Annotated in this window: 15 protein-coding genes; 11 read left to right on the forward strand and 4 right to left on the reverse strand. The window is 70.0% G+C overall.

The window, feature by feature from the left end; translation table 11 throughout:
• The 6 genes from eno to AAGI91_09135 all read left to right on the forward strand — a co-directional run.
• A partial coding sequence (eno, locus tag AAGI91_09110) for a phosphopyruvate hydratase (GenBank protein ID MEM1042775.1) occupies positions 1-1,277 on the forward strand: 1,277 nt, incomplete at its 5' end.
• 73 nt (positions 1,278-1,350) lie between these two features.
• Positions 1,351-1,662: a septum formation initiator family protein gene (locus AAGI91_09115; protein ID MEM1042776.1), complete on the forward strand. Its 312-nt coding sequence runs from the start codon at positions 1,351-1,353 to the stop codon at positions 1,660-1,662.
• A gap of 77 nt (positions 1,663-1,739) precedes the next feature.
• The gene (locus AAGI91_09120) at positions 1,740-2,711 is read left to right on the forward strand and encodes an ROK family protein (GenBank protein MEM1042777.1); all 972 of its coding nucleotides are present in this window, start codon (positions 1,740-1,742) and stop codon (positions 2,709-2,711) included.
• 199 nt (positions 2,712-2,910) lie between these two features.
• Positions 2,911-5,706: a putative LPS assembly protein LptD gene (locus tag AAGI91_09125; protein MEM1042778.1), complete on the forward strand. Its 2,796-nt coding sequence runs from the start codon at positions 2,911-2,913 to the stop codon at positions 5,704-5,706.
• Positions 5,707-5,896: 190 nt separating this feature from the next.
• Positions 5,897-6,265, forward strand: a complete 369-nt coding sequence (locus tag AAGI91_09130; protein MEM1042779.1) for a hypothetical protein — start codon at positions 5,897-5,899, stop codon at positions 6,263-6,265.
• Between the two features lie 99 nt (positions 6,266-6,364).
• Positions 6,365-7,000, forward strand: a complete 636-nt coding sequence (locus AAGI91_09135; GenBank protein ID MEM1042780.1) for a histidine phosphatase family protein — start codon at positions 6,365-6,367, stop codon at positions 6,998-7,000.
• Between the two features lie 13 nt (positions 7,001-7,013).
• Here the strand turns inward: AAGI91_09135 and AAGI91_09140 are convergent, their stop codons facing one another.
• The 4 genes from AAGI91_09140 to AAGI91_09155 all read right to left on the reverse strand — a co-directional run bounded on the left by AAGI91_09140 (position 7,014) and on the right by AAGI91_09155 (position 10,553).
• Complete coding sequence (locus AAGI91_09140) at positions 7,014-7,274, reverse strand: hypothetical protein (protein MEM1042781.1); 261 nt, start codon at positions 7,272-7,274, stop codon at positions 7,014-7,016.
• Between the two features lie 158 nt (positions 7,275-7,432).
• Positions 7,433-8,902, reverse strand: coding sequence for an NAD(P)(+) transhydrogenase (Re/Si-specific) subunit beta (locus AAGI91_09145; protein MEM1042782.1), 1,470 nt, complete (start codon positions 8,900-8,902; stop codon positions 7,433-7,435).
• Between the two features lie 65 nt (positions 8,903-8,967).
• Positions 8,968-9,312: an NAD(P) transhydrogenase subunit alpha gene (locus AAGI91_09150; GenBank protein MEM1042783.1), complete on the reverse strand. Its 345-nt coding sequence runs from the start codon at positions 9,310-9,312 to the stop codon at positions 8,968-8,970.
• 101 nt (positions 9,313-9,413) lie between these two features.
• Positions 9,414-10,553, reverse strand: a complete 1,140-nt coding sequence (locus AAGI91_09155; protein ID MEM1042784.1) for a Re/Si-specific NAD(P)(+) transhydrogenase subunit alpha — start codon at positions 10,551-10,553, stop codon at positions 9,414-9,416.
• 271 nt (positions 10,554-10,824) lie between these two features.
• On the opposite strand from AAGI91_09155, the gene AAGI91_09160 reads away from it, so the two are divergent.
• The 5 genes from AAGI91_09160 (at position 10,825) to AAGI91_09180 (ending at position 16,051) form a co-directional block, all read left to right on the forward strand.
• Positions 10,825-11,988 carry a histidine kinase gene (locus AAGI91_09160; GenBank protein ID MEM1042785.1) on the forward strand — a complete coding sequence of 388 codons (1,164 nt, stop codon included), beginning with the start codon at positions 10,825-10,827 and terminating at the stop codon, positions 11,986-11,988.
• Entirely contained in the window at positions 11,981-12,769 is a 789-nt protein-coding gene (locus AAGI91_09165) for a LytTR family DNA-binding domain-containing protein (protein ID MEM1042786.1), read from the forward strand. The genes AAGI91_09160 and AAGI91_09165 overlap by 8 nt, the downstream gene beginning before the upstream one ends.
• Before the next feature lie 144 nt (positions 12,770-12,913).
• Positions 12,914-14,077 (forward strand): FlgD immunoglobulin-like domain containing protein, encoded by a 1,164-nt coding sequence (locus tag AAGI91_09170; GenBank protein MEM1042787.1) that lies wholly within the window; start codon positions 12,914-12,916, stop codon positions 14,075-14,077.
• 29 nt (positions 14,078-14,106) lie between these two features.
• A complete protein-coding gene (locus AAGI91_09175) occupies positions 14,107-15,303 on the forward strand; it encodes a T9SS type A sorting domain-containing protein (protein MEM1042788.1) in 1,197 nt (398 codons plus the stop codon).
• 88 nt (positions 15,304-15,391) lie between these two features.
• Positions 15,392-16,051: a nitroreductase family protein gene (locus AAGI91_09180; GenBank protein MEM1042789.1), complete on the forward strand. Its 660-nt coding sequence runs from the start codon at positions 15,392-15,394 to the stop codon at positions 16,049-16,051.
• The last annotated feature ends 29 nt before the right edge of the window (positions 16,052-16,080 follow it).

A 16,080-nucleotide genomic window follows, 5' to 3' on the forward strand; every position in this document is an offset into this window, starting at 1 on the left:
TCGCCCGCCAGATCCTCGACAGCCGGGGCAACCCCACCGTCGAGGTCGACGTCATCACGAACGAGGGCGTGCTCGGCCGCGCCGCCGTCCCGAGCGGGGCCTCCACCGGCGAGCACGAAGCCGTCGAACTCCGCGACGGCGACGACGATGCCTACCTCGGCAAGGGCGTCCTCGACGCGGTCGACAACGTGATCGACACGGTCGGGCCCGCGCTCGAAGGCATGAGCGTCTTCGAGCAGGCGCACCTCGACCACCGGATGATCGAGATCGACGGGACGCCGAACAAGAGCACCCTCGGCGCGAACGCCATCCTCGGGGTCTCGCTCGCGGCGGCGAAGGCGGCTGCGGCGACGGCCGGGCTCCCGCTCTACGCCTACCTCGGCGGCCCGACGGCGCGCACGCTCCCAGTCCCGCTGATGAACATCCTCAACGGCGGACGTCACGCCGACAACAACGTGGACATGCAGGAGTTCATGATCGCACCCGTCGGGGCGGCGACGTTCTCGGACGCGCTGCGGATGGGGACCGAGACGTTCCACCACCTCAAGCACGTCCTCCGCGCCAAAGGCTACAACACGGCCGTCGGCGACGAGGGCGGCTTCGCCCCGGACCTCCGCTCGAACGAGGAAGCCATTGAGGTCATCCTCGAAGCTGTCGAGCAGGCAGGCTACGCCGCAGGCGACGACCTCTTCATCGCCCTCGACCCGGCGGCGGCGGAGATGTACGAGCCCGCCGAGGGTGGCGGGGGCCACTACGTCTTCTACAAGAGTGACCCCGACCGCAGGCTGACGAGCGAGGAGATGGTCGACTACTGGGCCGGGTGGGTCGAGGAGTACCCGATCATCTCCATCGAGGACGCGATGGACGAGAACGACTGGTCAGGCTGGACGCACCTCACCGAGGCCGTCGGCGACCGCGTCCAACTCGTCGGCGACGACCTCTTCGTGACCAGCACCGAGCGCCTCGCGCGCGGCTTCGACGAGGGCGCAGCCAACTCGATCCTCATCAAGCTGAACCAGATCGGCACGCTCACCGAGACGCTCGACGCCATCGACCTCGCCCACCGGCACGGCTACACCGCGATCGCCTCGCACCGCTCCGGCGAGACCGAGGACACGACGATCGCCGACCTCGCCGTGGCCGCCGGCACGGGCCAGATCAAGACCGGCTCGGCCAGCCGGAGCGACCGGACGGCGAAGTACAACCAGCTCCTCCGCATCGAGGAGGCGCTCGACGAGGCCGCCGTCTACCCCGGCCCGGCGGCATTCCTATTTTAGCGCCGAACGCCGAGCGACGGGTTGTCGGTCAGCACCCACTCGGCATTCGACATCCACAAATCGACACTCCGAGATGAGCCGCCGCCAGACTGCTTCGGGCTCGCGCTTTCGGCGCGGGCTGCTGCTGCTCGGCCTCGCCGTGGCGGCGGTGTGGTTTGCGTTCTTCGACAGCCACAGCCTCGTCCAGCGCGTGCGGTACTACGCCGAGGCGCAGGCACTCGCAGCGGAGAACACCCGGCTCCAGGAGGCCAACCGCGCACTCGAGCGCGACCTCGACGCGGGACTGTCGGACGAGGTGGTCGAGCAGGTAGCCCGCGAGCAGTACGGGATGCGACGTCCCGGCGAGACGGTCTACCCGGTTAAAGAGTCGGAGGATAGAGAATAGCGGGCAGAGGACGGAACGCGAGCGCGCTTCCGTTCTCTATCTTCCACCCTCCACCCTCCATCCTCTACCCTCCTCCCATGTCAAAGCAGGTCGCTGTCGGGATAGACTTCGGCGGTACGAACATCAAGGCGGGCCTCGTCGACGCGGACGGGGCGATCCTCTGCGATGCCCGCGTGCGCACCCAGGCGAAGCAGGGCGCGGACCACGTCCTCGGCCGCCTCGCCGAGGCCATCGAGCAGGTCGCGCAGCATTGCCCGGGCGGGTCCCGGATCTGCGGCGTTGGGATCGGCGCGCCGGGCAAGGTCTCGCTCGACCAGACGACGCTCATCAAGCCGCCCAATTTTTCGGGCTGGGACGAGGTCAACCTCAGCGAAGCGCTCGCCGACGTTGCCCGCGGGCCGGTCGTGGTCGAGAACGATGCCAACTGCGCGGGCCTCGGCTCGGCCTCGTGGGGGGCGGGCCGCGACTTCGACTCGTTCGTCATGGTGACGCTCGGCACGGGCGTCGGCGGCGCAATCATCCACGAGAACAAGCTCTTCCGGGGCGCGACCGGCGGCGCGGGCGAACTCGGGCACATGTCGATCGACTACGAGGGGCCCTACGACCGGAGCGGCGTCGCGGGGGCCGCCGAGGCGTACCTCGGGCTGAACTACCTCTCGCACCACGCCCGCTACCAGCTCCACACCCGTCCCAGCGTCCTCCACGCGTGGGCGGGGCGCGACCTCGGCCGCCTCTCCCCGAAGATGCTCCACCAGGCCGCCGAGCAGGGCGACGAGCCGGCGCGCGAAGTCCTCGCGTGGGCCGGGCACAAGCTCGGCTGCGTCCTCGCCTCGGTCGTCAACCTCCTCGACATCCGCAAACTCGTCGTCGGCGGCGGCGTCTCGGCGGCGGGCGACTACCTCCTCGGCCCGGCGCGCCTGGCGCTGCAGGGGGCCGTCATGCCGAGCTTCGCCGAGGGGCTCGAGCTGGTGCGCGAGACGCGGGGCAACGAGGTGGGCATCCTCGGCGCAGCGCGGCTGGCCTTCGAAGCCGCCGCCGAGGGTGGGTGAGTGGGGCAGCACCTTCGGTGCAGGATGGGAGGAACGGAAGGAATGGGGAGGTGCTTCGGCGCAGAGCGCAAGGGCGTTGGTACCTTTCTCGGCTTTTCTTCCCACTCCTCCCACTCCTCCCACTCCTCCCACTCCTCCGCGCTCCGTACGAAGTCCGAAGGCGGACGCGTTGTCTGAATAGTCAGAACAACCAGCACTCGTGAGCACGCGGCGACTTCTTGCGGTGGGGCTTTGGGCGGCGCTGCTCGGCGCGGGCACGGCGGGCGCGCAGGAGGCCGACACGCTCGGCTTTGAGCGACCGCCAGCACCTCGGGACTCCCTGGCGCTGCCGGACTCAGTCGCACCCGTCACGGCAGCGCAGGTCGGGTTCCCGCGCACCCCGACACCGCCGCTGCCGGACGGCGAGGGTCTGGAGGAGCCCATCGACTTCGCGGCGACGGACTCGCTCGTCATCCTCTTCGCCGACGCGGGCGACGCCTCGGGCGACGGCGACCTCGGCACGCTCTTCGGCGAAGCGCAGGTGAGCTACGAGGAGGCGAGCTTGGAGGCCGCCGAGATCGACCTGGTGTTCGGGCGCGAGGAGTTGCGCGCGCGCGGCCCCTCGTCGGCCGGGGTGGTCCTAGACTCGCTCGGCGCGCCGGTCGGGATGCCGTACTTCGAGCGCGGCGAGGAGACCCTGTCGGGCCGGGAGGTGGCCTACAACCTCGCGTCGCAGCGCGGGCGGATCGTCGGGGCGCGCACGGCGATCCAGGACGGCTTCCTCCTCGGCGGCGTCGTCAAGCAGGTCGGGCCGCGCGTCACCTTCGCCCGGGACGCCACCTACACGACGTGCGACAACCCCGAGCACCCGCACTACGGCCTCCGGGCGGGCCGCCTCAAGGTCGTCGACGGCGAGTGGGTCTACACCGGCCCGGCCCGGCTCTACATCCTCGGCGTCCCGACGCCGCTCTGGCTGCCGTTCGGGTTCTTCCCCGCCGCCGAGGGCCGCCGCAGCGGGCCGCTCCCGCCGACCTACGGCGAGGACGCCGACCTCGGCTTCTACCTCCGCAACCTCGGGTGGTACTGGGCGATCTCGGACTACATGGACGCCACCGTCAGCGGCGCGCTCTGGACGCGGGGCAGCTTCGAGATCAACCCGTCGTACCGCTACGCCAAGCAGTACGCCTTCCGGGGCAACCTCAACCTCGCCTACGCCCGCCTGCGCCGGGGCGAGCGCCAGGACCCCGGCGCGACGGTGCAGACGAACGTGCGCGTGGCGTGGCAGCACAACCAGCAGCTCTTCAACAACACTGGGAGCCTGCGCGGCAGTGTCAACCTCGCCTCGACCGGCTACCTCCGCGCCATCTCCGAGAACTTCGACGACCGCGTCACGCAAACGACCCAGTCGACGGTCGCCTTCGCCAAGCGGTGGCAGCGCACCGGGCGCTCGCTCTCGCTGGACCTCAACCAGCGGCAGAACCTGACGACGGGCCGCGCCGACCTCACCTTCCCCAGCCTCTCGTTCACCCAGACCCAGCGCTTCCCGCTCCGCCGCGAGGGGACGAGCGCCCAGAACCAGCGGTGGTACGAGCGGATCGGCTACTCGTACACCGGCCGGCTCACCAACGACTACAGCTTCCAGCCCGACACCTCGCTCGCCGGGAGCGACGGTGTCTCGTGGCTCGACGGCCTCTTCGACTACGATGCCTTCGTCGGGGCCACGGGCCAGACCGAACGTTTCGAGACAAGAGCGACGCACACCGTGCCCGTCAGCGCTGCCTTCTCGCTGACGCGGATCCCCTTCACCTCGATCCCCTTCAACCTCAACCTCACGCCGAACGTGAACTACCAGGAGGACTGGTACACACGCTCAGAGCGCGTCCCCGTCGACGCGAACGGCGTCGCGATCCTCGACAGCCTCGGGCGGATCCAGCGCGTGCAGGAGGACGGCTTCACCGCCATCCGGCAGGTCCGGGGCGGGCTGAGCGCCAACAGCCGGTTCTTCGGGACGTTTCCCCTCCGCGTCGGGGTGCTCGACGGGTTCCGCCACATCGTCGAGCCGAGCCTCACCTTCACGTTCTCGCCGGACTACGCGAAGGCCCCGTTCAACTACTTCCGCAGCTACACCGACTCGACCGGGCAGGTCGTCGAGTACCCCATCGTGAGCGGCATCAGCGCCCGCGAGACGCAGAGCCTTTCCTTCCGCCTCGGCAACACGTTCCAGACGCGGGTCGCGCGGACGGACTCGACCGGCGAGGTGCAGCGCCGGGCCGTGCAGCTGCTCCGCCTCACGCTCTCGTCGAGCTACAACCGCGCGGCCGACTCGCTCCGCCTCGCCCCCGTCGTAGTACAGGGCAACTCGCAGGTCGGGCCCCTCGCGCTCACCCTGGGGGCGCGCTACTCGGCCTACGCGCTGAGCCCGCAGGGGCGCCAGGTCAACCGGCTGCAGTTCGACGAGACTGGGGGCTTCCTCCGGTTCCTCTCGCTCAATTTCACCGCGAGCACGCGGTTCCGCGCCCAGGCCCGCCGGGGCGCGACGCCCAGCACGCCGCGCCGCCGCACGCCGGTCTACCCCGACCTGATCCCCGACCCCGCCGAGGCCTACGGCCTGCGCCCCTACGACTACCGGCGCCGCGACCTGGCCTACGTGGACTTCGCCATCCCGTGGTCGCTCTCGCTCAACTTCAGCTACAGCGACACCGCCGTGCCCAACCAGGAGAACCGCGTCGTCGCCTCGCTCGGGACGCAGTTCGACCTGAGCCTGACAGACTCCTGGAAGATCGCCGGCAGTTCGGGCTACGACTTCGAGGCGAAGGAGATCACCACGACCAACCTCTCGATCCTGCGCGACCTCCACTGCTGGGAGATGAGCTTCAACTGGATCCCCTTCGGCACCTTCCGGTCGTTCGGGTTCTCGATCTACGTCAAGAGCGGGCAGCTCGCCGACCTCCTCCGGTTCGACGTGCCGAAGAGCGACGTGCGCGGGCGGCTCGACCTCGCAGGCGGTGGCTTTTGAGCGCGCGTGGTGTTTCGGTAACGTACCCGCGTAGAGAGGTAAACCGCTCCGGCGGTACCGTGGCGGCACCGTCTGGCGGCAGACGGCGTTTTCTCGGGGGCTATTTACGGAATCAGCTCCTGTGGCTATCTTCTGCGCCCCCCGCGCTGCCTCCCCCACGGCGCGGCATACCCTTTGCCCGACCCCCTTCATGCCACGCCCCGCCTTTCTCCCGTCCGACGCCCCCCGCCTCCCCGACGTAGGAACCTTGCTCGCGACGGTGCGCGCACGCCGGAAGCAGACGGAGCGGGACCGCCGGATCGCCGGCCACGTCTTTGTCGCCTTCGAGCGCCTGCAGCGCGGCGCGGCGCATGAGTCGGTCCAGGGCCTGCACTTCTACGTCTTCGAAGGCACCGTCTCGGTCTACGGCACCGTCCTGACGCACGAGCAGCACGCCGCCGTCCTCGGCGACCTCGGAGCACTCCCCGGCGTCCTCCGCGTCGCGGACCACCTCCGCGTCAAGGACCGCCGCCCGCCGGCCCCGTTTACCATCCGGCCGTTCGCCTTCGAGGCCAGCTAGCGCAGGAGACCCTGCGAACCTCGCGCACGCCTGCACGTTCTGGTCGCGGGCCCACGCTGCGGGCTACCCCTCTCCCTTCCTGATCTCTCGGAGGCTACCATGCCCGTCTCCCGCTCGTCCCTCCTCGCCCTCGCTCTTCTCCTCGCCGTCACGACCGGCTGCGCCACGGCCCAGCAGCCCGACGCGTTCACCCAGGTCGAAGACGTGGCTCTCCTGACCGCGCTTCGCAGCGGAGGCCATGTGATCTACTTCCGGCACGCCCAGACCGAGAAGGACTACGCCGACCAGGTCACCGCCGACCCCAACGACGGCTCGACGCAGCGCGTGCTGAGCGAGTTCGGCTGGCACCAGGCCAAAGGAATCGGCCAGGCGTTCCGCGACCTCGAGATCCCGGTCGGCGACGTCGTCAGCAGCGAGTACTTCCGGGCGTGGCAGACGGCCGACCTCGCCTTCGGCCGCTACGAGAAGGACCCGGCGCTGAACTTCGAGCCGGCCGAGGACTACACCGACGAGCAGTTCGAGGCGATGCGCGCGCGCGTGATGCCGCTCGTCACGGCAGCCCCCGACGCGGGCGTCAACACCGTCATCGTCGGGCACGACGACCCCTTCGAGGCCGTGACCGGGATCTACCCCGAGCCGCAGGGCGTCGCCTACGTGCTCCGGCCCGATGGTGCCGGCGGCTACGCGATCCTCGCTCGCCTAGCGTCAGACGACTGGAATCGCCTCGGCGACTGACCCTTGCCGGAGCTCAGCCGAAGAGGATGGACAGGGCGATGATGACGCCGGCCCCCACCACGACCAGGCCGGCCTGCGGGGCTCCTTTCCAGCGCCGCGCGGACCCCATCAGGTAGAGCAGCGTGCCGAGCGCGAGGAGCAGCGACGCAAACGCGTACCCGCTCTCGCCCAGGACCAGCAGCAGCAGGGCAACGGCAGCGAACACGCCGGGGGCCAGAAACGGGTGCTGCCATGCGGGACGCGTAGGAGGAGTAGAGGTGGAGCGCGTAGCCATGGCGTTGACCAGTTCGTGATACACAGGGGGGCAGCAGGGAAAGCTACTCACCAGGGATCGACCCGAGGCATAATACCAACGCCGAGCGGCTGAAGATATCTCCCAGCCGGATTCGGGCGGACGAGTCCGCTCTGTCCACTAACGCAAGGCCCGGACGATTACGCCTGCAGCGTCTTGAGTTCAGAGACCACCTCGGCGACCGAGTCTTTGGCGTCGCCGAAGAGCATCTGCGTGTTGTCGCCGTAGAAGAGCAGGTTGTCCACGCCCGCGTAGCCCGGCCGCATCGAGCGCTTGAGGACGATCACGTTCTGCGCCTTGTCCGCGTCCAGGATCGGCATCCCGTAGATCGGCGAGCCGGGGTCGGTCCGCGCCGCCGGGTTGACGACGTCGTTGGCACCCACGACGAGCGCCACGTCGGTCGTCTCGAAGTCGGCGTTGACGTCGTCCATGTCGAAGAGCTGATCGTACGGGACGTTGGCTTCGGCGAGGAGGACGTTCATGTGGCCCGGCATCCGGCCCGCGACCGGGTGGATGGCGTACTTCACCTCGACGCCCTCTTTCTGCAGAAGGTCGGCCATCTCGCGGACTTGGTGCTGCGCCTGCGCCACGGCGAGGCCGTAGCCCGGGATGACGATCACCTTCTGCGCGTAGCTCATCAGGATCGCCGCGTCGTCGGCCGTGGTCTCGCGGACACTCAGGCCCTCGGCCGAGACCGTGGGGCCGCTGCCCGCCGCGCCGTCGCCCCCGCCGAAGCCGCCGAGGAGGACGTTCGCGAGCGAGCGGTTCATCGCCTCGCACATGATCCGCGTCAGGATCAGCCCGCTCGCCCCGACGAGCGCCCCGCTCACGATCAGCGCGTAGTTGCCGAGCACGAACCCCGCCGCGCTCGCCGCGAGGCCCGAGTACGAGTTGAGGAGCGCGACCACAACCGGCATGTCGGCCCCGCCGATGGGGACGACGAGGAGGATGCCGAGCAGGAGCGCAAGCGCCGCGAGCGCCGCGAGGCCCCACACGATGGGGTCGTTGAAGCCGGGAAAGTCCGCCGCGCCTCGCACGATCCACACCGTCGCCGCGACGACGCCGAGGGCGATGACGACAGAGAAGAGCCGGAGGCCGGGGAACGCGACCGGGTTGCCGCTGAGCCGCCCGCTCAGCTTGCCGAAGGCGACAAAGCTCCCCGAGAATGTCACCGCACCGATCAGCACAGAGAGCGCGACCGTGAACGCCGTCAGCCCCGTAAACGGCTCGGTCATGGCGACGCCCGGCTGCGCTGACGCCAGCGTCAGCGGCACCTGCTCGGCGTAGCGCGCCGCCTCGGCCGCCGCCACGAGCGCCGACGCCCCGCCGCCGAACCCGTTGAACGCCGCCACCAGCTCCGGCATCTTCGTCATCTCAACCGTCCGCGCCAGCCACACCCCGGCGGCCCCGCCGAGCACGAGGCCGAGCACCATCTCGACCGGGCTCAGAATCTGCTGCATGAACAGGGTCGCCACCACGGCCAGCAGCATCCCGCCCGCGGCGAGCCGGTTGCCGTCGCGCGCCGTGAGCGGCGACGAGAGCCGCTTCAGCCCGACGATGAAGAGCGAGGCCGCCACGAGGTAGGCGACGGTGATGAGGGTTTCTTTCATCGGAGAATTAGAGGTGGGTGCGCGGCAGGGGCGCACGGCCGTGCGCCCGTACGACCGTCGGAGGTTCACACCTGCGCCGGTTCGCGGGCGGCCTCGCCGGTCGCGGCTGCTTTGCCGCCAGCGGCCGGCGGCGGGCGGTCCTTCTTCCTGAACATCTGCAGCATCCGGTCGGTGACGAGGAAGCCACCGACGACGTTGGTCGTTGCCAGGACGAGCGCGGCGAAGCCGAGCCACTTCGCCCACGGCGTCCCGACCATCCCGGCCACGACGAGCGCCCCGACGATCGTGATGCCGCTGATGGCGTTCGAGCCGGACATGAGCGGGGTGTGGAGCGTCGCCGGCACCTTCGAGATGACCTCCATCCCGACGAACGCAGCGAGCACGAAGACGACGACGAGGGCGATGTCCATAGTACCTATTGGGCGATGGGGTGATTCGCCGATTGGGTGATTGAGGTCACAGGAAGCGGTACGCGGTCAAGGGACGCAAGGGGAGCGATTCAATCAGCAAATCAGCCATTTAGCGAATCAGTCAACGGCTTCACCCGCTCGTGGACGACGGCACCGTCGCGGGTGACGCACGCGCCTTGCGCGATCTCGTCGTCGAAGTCGGGTGCGAACGCGCCGTCCTCGGTGAACTCGGTAACGAGGGCGGCGAGCGTGCGGGCGTACATCTGGCTCGCGTGGAGCGGCATCGACGCCGGGAGGTTCATCGGGCCGAGGACGTGGACGCCGGCGTGGACGACCCGCTCGTCGGGCTGCGTCGCGGCGCAGTTGCCGCCGTTGGGCGCGGCGAGGTCCACGATGACCGAGCCGGGCTGCATACCCTCGACGCCGGCCTCGGTGATGAGGACCGGCGCGGGCCGGCCGGGGATGAGCGCTGTCGAGATCACGATGTCGGCCTTCGCCACGTAGCGGGCGAGGCGTTCGACCTGCTGCGCCTGCTGGTCCTCGGCGAGGGCCTTCGCGTAGCCGCCCCGGTCCTCCGCGTCGCCCGTGTCGAGGTCTAGCTCGACGAACGTAGCCCCGACGGACTCGACCTGCTCGCGGGCAGCGGGCCGCACGTCGTAGCCGCTCGTCACCGCGCCGAGCCTCCGCGCCGTGGCGAGGGCCTGGAGCCCCGTCACGCCGGCCCCGAGGACGAGGACCTGGGCCGGTCGTATCGTGCCGGCGGCGGTCGTGAGGAGCGGGAAAAACTTGGGGAGGGTGTCGGCGGCGAGGAGGACGGCCTTGTAGCCGGCGACGGTACTCATCGCCGAGAGCGCGTCCATCTTCTGGGCGCGCGTGATGCGCGGGACGAGTTCCATCGAGAACGCCGTCACGCCCCGCTCGGCGAGGCGGGCGGCCCGCTCCGGCCGGTCGAGCGGCTGGAGAAATCCGATCAGGACAGCCCCGGAGCGGAGCGCGCCGAGGTCGTCCTCCGGCGGCCGGACGGTCGCAACGAGGTCGGCCCCGAGCGCCTCGTCCCGGCCTACCGTGCGGGCACCGACCGTCTCGTAGTCGGCGTCCTGGAAGTGGGCGCGCGCGCCGGCCCCGCGCTCGACCGCGACCGTGTAGCCGGCTTTGGCGAGCCGCGCCGCCACGTCCGGGGTGAGCGCGACGCGGTGCTCGCCCCGAGCCGTCTCGCGGGGAACGCCGATCGTAACAGCCATGCTTTAGAACGGGTTTAACAAACCACTAGATACGATCCCGCTGCGAAACCGCGCAATGGGGGAAAACCGTACGGGTCCCGCCATGCTGACGCCCAGCGAGGCCAGGAACACGAGGCGACGGACTCCGTGTTCCGCTCTACCGCAGAGCACTCCAACTGAAGCCCTTGCGATCCAGGCGCGCCAGAGGTTCGAGGTGCTCGCAGCCTGGCGAATCCCCTTGTGCCGAGGGGCGAGGTCGTAGTACCCTTCCGCGCGCTCTTCGGTACAGCCCATGCCCTCGTCCTCCCGTTCCCGCCGGTTCTGGCTCCCGGCCGCGTACACCGCGCTGGCCCTCGGCTGGTCGGCGCTGTGGCTGGCGGCTACCGGGCAAGGCTTCGGGATGGCGACCCTGCTCAACCAGGTCGTGCCCGAGGTGATCTTCTGGAACGCGTGGGCTGCGGTGACACCCGTCGTGTTTTGGCTCGCGCGGCAGTTTGCGTTTCCGGTGCAGCCGCTCTCGTGGAAATGGAGCCTGCACCTGCTCCTCGCGGCGCTCGTGACGGTCGCCGTATACCTCCTCAGCTTCGGGCTCCACAGCCTCTACCACGTCGCCGTCACCGCACTCGGAGGCTCACTCGCCCTGACCCTCGGCGAGCAGTTCAGCCAGCGGATGGTCGGCATGCTCAGCTTCGGGCTTCCGCTGGGCGGCTTCGTCTACGCGCTCCTCGTGGCCCTCACCCTGACCGGCGACTACGTCCGGCGGCTCCGCGCCGAGGAGCGGCACTCGGCGGCGCTCGAAGCCCAGCTCGCGCAGGCGGAGTTGCAGGCGCTCAAGATGCAGCTCCACCCGCACTTCCTCTTCAACGCGCTCAACACGATCTCGGCCACGCTCCAGACCCACCCGCCGACGGCCGACCGCATGCTGGCCGAACTCGGGGACTTCCTCCGGCTGACGCTGGAGCATGTCCACCGCGCGACGGTCCCGCTGGCAGAGGAGGTCGATTTTGTGCGGCGCTACCTCCAGATCGAGCAGCACCGGCTCGAAGACGGGCTCGCGGTCGAGATCGACGTCAGCGACGACGTGCAGGAGGCGGCAGTCCCCTACCTGATCCTGCAGCCGCTTGTCGAGAACGCGCTGCGCCACGGCATCGGACGGCGTGTTGAGCCGGGCCGCGTGACGGTCCGGGCGGAGCGCGAGGGAGACGACACGGTTCTCTGCGTCATCAACACCGGTCCCCCACTCGACCCGACGCCCTCGCTGGGCGACGGGGCCCCGCCGCGTGGCATCGGCCTAGCCAACACCCGGGCGCGGCTCCAGCAGAGCTACGGCGAGGCGGCGTCCCTGCACCTCGCCGACACCACCGAAGGCGTGCAGGCCTGTGTCCGGCTGCCGTTCGCCCTCTGCGCCGCCGACCACCCCGCCCTGGAACCGGACAGTGAGACAGCGGATGCCTGACCGCACGCTCGAGGCCCGGCTGCGCGTGGTCGTGGTCGACGACGAGCCGCCGGCGCGGCGCAAGCTGGCCGCGTGGCTGGAGCGCGACGCGGAGGTGGAGATCGTCGCGCTGTGCGCCAATGGGTACGAGGCCCTCGACGTGCTCGCCGAGGGACCGGTGGATGTCCTCTTCCTCGACGTGCAGATGCCGGAGCTGAGCGGGTTCGACGTGCTCGCGCAGCGCCCGCCCGGCCCGGCCCCGCTCGTCGTCTTCGCCACCGCCTTCGACCACTACGCGGTCCGGGCGTTCGAGCATCACGCCGCCGACTACCTGCTCAAGCCCTACGACTACGCGCGCTTCTCGGCGACCCTGGCCCACGTCAAAGAGCGGCACCGGCACCGACAAGCCCGCGAGGTGCAGGACCGCCTGGGCAGCCTCCTCGACGCCGTCCAGCCGCCGCGCCCTTACCTCGACCGCCTTGCCGTCAAGCACGCCGACCGCGTCGAACTCGTGTCGGTCGATCAGGTAGACTGGATCCGGGCTGAGGGCAACTACGTGCTCGTCCGAGCCGGTGGGCGGGAGCACCTGATCCGGGAGCGCCTCAGCAAGGTCGCAAGCACCCTCGACCCGCGCCGGTTCCCGCGCATCCACCGCTCCACGATTGTCAACCTCGACCGGGTGGCGGCGCTCCACCCGGCGTCGCACGGCGACTACACCGTCGTGCTCCGCGACGGGACCGAGTTGGCAATGAGCAGGACCTACCGAGAGGCCCTGCGCGAGGTACTCCAGATCGGCTTCTGACGGCGCGCGGCGGACCGGGTCGTGTGTCTCCTGTCCGTCTTGCCCCGGCGCTGTCCGCGCTGTCCCAAAGTACGTGACGTCGGCCAGGAGGCCGGCTAGGTTGCAGTTCGCGGCACTCTTCTGCCTCCGAACCTGACCTGACCTATGCGCCTTCTTACGCTCGCGCTCTTTGTTCTTCTCGCCCCCGCTGCCTCAGCCCAGGTCGTGACGAGCTTTCCGCTCGACGCGCCGACCAGCATGGACGCCATCTCGACCGGGATCGACGGCACGCTCTACGCCGCCGCCGGCTTCCGGGGCTCCGCAGTCTACACCCTCAGCCGGACCGGCACCGTCACCGCGATTGCGGACGGACTAGACGGCCCCATCGAGGTCGCGCAGGCACCCGACGGCACGCTCTTCGCCACCAACTTCAACGCTGCCGAGGTCAGCCGCATCAGCGCGACCGGCGAGGTGGAACCCTATGCCTCGACGCGCCCAGGTCCGGCCGGCCTCCTGGCCGGACCCGATGGCACGCTCTACCTGACGGAGTACGGACCACCCACGTCGCTCGGCGGCACGACGGTCGCGGAGATCGAGCCGGAGGGCTTCGCCAAGCCGTACGCTTCGGGCGGTACGCTGTCGAGCCCGGTCGGGATCGCCCGCAGCGAGGACGGCACCCTCTACGTGGCCAACATCTTCGACGGGCGGATCACCCGCGTCACGCCGGACGGCACGCAGTCGCTGTTCGCCTCGCTCCCCCCGACGAGTCCATTCACGATTGGCCACCTCGTCTGGGCAGGCGGACGGCTCTACGCTACCTATCTCGGGGCGAACCAGGTATGGGTGTTCGAGCCGGACGGCAGTGGGAGCGTCTACGCCGGCAGCGGGAGCGCAGGGCAGGACGACGGTCCAGCGAGCGAGGCCACGTTCGATCAGCCGAACGGCATCACGGCCTCCGTTACCGGCGACACGCTCTTCGTCTCCGAGTTGGGGGCCGGCCCCACCGACAGGATTCGGATGATTGTCCCGGCGACGACCGCGACGGAAGGCCCGGCTCCGCCTGCGCAGCGGCTCCAGCTTGCGCCGGGCTACCCCAACCCGTTCGCCAACGCCACCACGCTGCGCTTCACGCTCGGCGCGCCGGCCGAAGTCACGCTGACGGTGTTCGACGTGCTCGGGCGCGAGGTGGACCGCGTGCCGGTCGGGCCGCGCCCGGCGGGGACTCACAGCGTCGCGTGGCGGCCGGACGGGCTCGCGGCAGGCGCGTACCTGCTCCGCCTCACGGCCGGCGGTGCCTACGCGACCCGCACCGTCGCCTACCGCCCCTGACCTCGCTCAACCTCTAAGCTCGCACCCTCATGCTGACCTCGATACTCCCCGCGCTCCTGCTCACGCTCGCCCTGCTCATCGTCCCGATGATGCCCGCTGCGGGGCAGACCGTGAGCAGCATCGTCTTCGACTCGTCGCAGTCGATGGACGGCCTCTACGTCGACCGCGACGGCACCCTCTTCGCCACGGGCGGCTTCGTCGGCACCGACATCTACCGCCTCACGCTCGACGGCGACCTCTCGGTGTTCGCGACGGGGCTTGTCGGGCCGATCCACCTGACCCAGGCACCCAGCGGCACCTACTACGCGACGGAATTCAACGTGACCTCGGCCACGCGGAGCTACGTCAGCGAGATCAGCCCCGATGGGACCGTGCGCCGGTTCGCCGACCTCAAGGCCGGCGCAAGCGACATCGTGGCCGACGCCGACGGCAATCTCTACGTGTCGCACTTCGGGTACATCCAGACCGCCAACGGGCGCAGCATCACCGAGGTCGCCGGCGGCTTCGTCGAAGACTTCTCCGAGAGTGGCCTCCTCAGCGCCCCCGTTGGGCTGGACTTCGACGACGAGGGCAACCTCTACGCGGCCAACATCTTCGACGGGCGGATCGTCAAGATGGCCCCGGACGGGACGCAGTCGCTCTTCGCCTCGCTCCCTCCGCTAGAGCCGTTTACGATTGGGCACCTCATTTGGGCGGGCGGGCGGCTCTACGCCACCTACCTCGGGGCGAGCCAGGTGTGGGTCTTCGAGCCGGACGGCACGGGCCGCGTGTACGCCGGCAGCGGCGAAACCGGTCAGCAGGACGGCCCCGCGAGCGAAGCCACCTTCATCCAGCCTAACGGCATCGCGGCCTCCGTCACCGGCGACACGCTCTTCGTCAGCGAGTACGGCGCGCCGCGCGACCGGCTGCGCATGATTACGCCCGCTCCGGCGACGGACACGGAGGGCACCCGTCGCCTCCCGCAACCGCTTCGGATCGACGCGGCCTACCCCAACCCTTTCGGCACCGCTACGACGCTCAACTTCACGCTGGGGACTCCGGCTGAGGTCTCGCTGACGGTGTACGACGTGCTGGGCCGAGTCGTGGACCGCGTGGAGGCCGGGGCTCGGGCCGCCGGGTTCCACGCGCTGGAGTGGCACCCGCCGTCGCTCTCGGGCGGGACCTATCTGCTCCGCCTGAGCGCCGGCCGCGCCCGGGCCAGCCGACCCATCGTCTATCGTCCCTGAAGCCTAAATACCGCTCGGTCAGAACTGAGCACCCCCTCTCCGGTAGGAGCACGGCCCCCACGCATGCACCGACCCGGAGGAGACGCTGATGTTCGACCCGAAAGCCGTTGCCGCCGCAATCCAGGCGCGCCAGACGTTCAAGGTGCTTGGCGACCCCGACGCCCCCGTCCAGTTCTCCGCCGAGGCGGCTGCGCAGAACCAGCAGGTCGTGCTGGAGGCGCTGCGCGTGGCGGGGTGGGCCCCGTTTCACTACGCTCGCGGCACCGGCGGCCTGGCCGAGCCGTGGCGCGCCCACGTCCTGTGGCACGAGCCGTGCCAACACCTAGCCCACCGGCTCTTCGAGTGGTTCCCCGACCTGAGCCCGTCCAGCAAAATCCCGCGGATGCTGGCGGCGTGCGGCGCGCTCGCCCTCGTGACGTGGCTCCCGCAGTTCGGCCACGTCGAGGACCCCAAGCCGGCCCAGGTGCGGACCGACGAGGAGCACCTGATGGCGAGTTCGGCGATGGTCCAGAACCTCCTCCTGCTGCTCACCGCGCACGGCATGGGCACCTACTGGTCCAGCGGCGGCGTCCTCGGGTCGGCGCCGCTCTTTCGCCACCTCGGGATTCCCGAGACCGAGCGACTCCTGGCCGCCGTCTTCGTCGAGTACCCCGAGACGCTCGGCGAGGACCGGGAGCGCCGGCCGGGCAAGCACCGCGCGAGCCGGTCCGACGGCTGGATCAGCGAGGTCGCCGTCGAGGGGGCATAGCGGCCTGACGAGCTCAGCTCTCCCGGTTG

The sequence above is a fragment of the Bacteroidota bacterium genome, assembly GCA_038746285.1.
Taxonomy (GTDB): domain Bacteria; phylum Bacteroidota; class Rhodothermia; order Rhodothermales; family JANQRZ01; genus JANQRZ01.

What these genes read in the sequence shown, in the direction of transcription:
- AAGI91_09115 (MEM1042776.1), top strand. Translation starts at nt 1,351, where the DNA reads ATGAGCCGCCGCCAGACTGCTTCGGGCTCGCGCTTTCGGCGCGGGCTG.
- AAGI91_09120 (MEM1042777.1), top strand. Translation starts at nt 1,740, where the DNA reads ATGTCAAAGCAGGTCGCTGTCGGGATAGACTTCGGCGGTACGAACATC.
- AAGI91_09130 (MEM1042779.1), top strand. Translation starts at nt 5,897, where the DNA reads ATGCCACGCCCCGCCTTTCTCCCGTCCGACGCCCCCCGCCTCCCCGAC.
- AAGI91_09135 (MEM1042780.1), top strand. Translation starts at nt 6,365, where the DNA reads ATGCCCGTCTCCCGCTCGTCCCTCCTCGCCCTCGCTCTTCTCCTCGCC.
- AAGI91_09140 (MEM1042781.1), bottom strand. Translation starts at nt 7,274, where the DNA reads ATGGCTACGCGCTCCACCTCTACTCCTCCTACGCGTCCCGCATGGCAG.
- AAGI91_09145 (MEM1042782.1), bottom strand. Translation starts at nt 8,902, where the DNA reads ATGAAAGAAACCCTCATCACCGTCGCCTACCTCGTGGCGGCCTCGCTC.
- AAGI91_09150 (MEM1042783.1), bottom strand. Translation starts at nt 9,312, where the DNA reads ATGGACATCGCCCTCGTCGTCGTCTTCGTGCTCGCTGCGTTCGTCGGG.
- AAGI91_09155 (MEM1042784.1), bottom strand. Translation starts at nt 10,553, where the DNA reads ATGGCTGTTACGATCGGCGTTCCCCGCGAGACGGCTCGGGGCGAGCAC.
- AAGI91_09160 (MEM1042785.1), top strand. Translation starts at nt 10,825, where the DNA reads ATGCCCTCGTCCTCCCGTTCCCGCCGGTTCTGGCTCCCGGCCGCGTAC.
- AAGI91_09165 (MEM1042786.1), top strand. Translation starts at nt 11,981, where the DNA reads ATGCCTGACCGCACGCTCGAGGCCCGGCTGCGCGTGGTCGTGGTCGAC.
- AAGI91_09170 (MEM1042787.1), top strand. Translation starts at nt 12,914, where the DNA reads ATGCGCCTTCTTACGCTCGCGCTCTTTGTTCTTCTCGCCCCCGCTGCC.
- AAGI91_09175 (MEM1042788.1), top strand. Translation starts at nt 14,107, where the DNA reads ATGCTGACCTCGATACTCCCCGCGCTCCTGCTCACGCTCGCCCTGCTC.
- AAGI91_09180 (MEM1042789.1), top strand. Translation starts at nt 15,392, where the DNA reads ATGTTCGACCCGAAAGCCGTTGCCGCCGCAATCCAGGCGCGCCAGACG.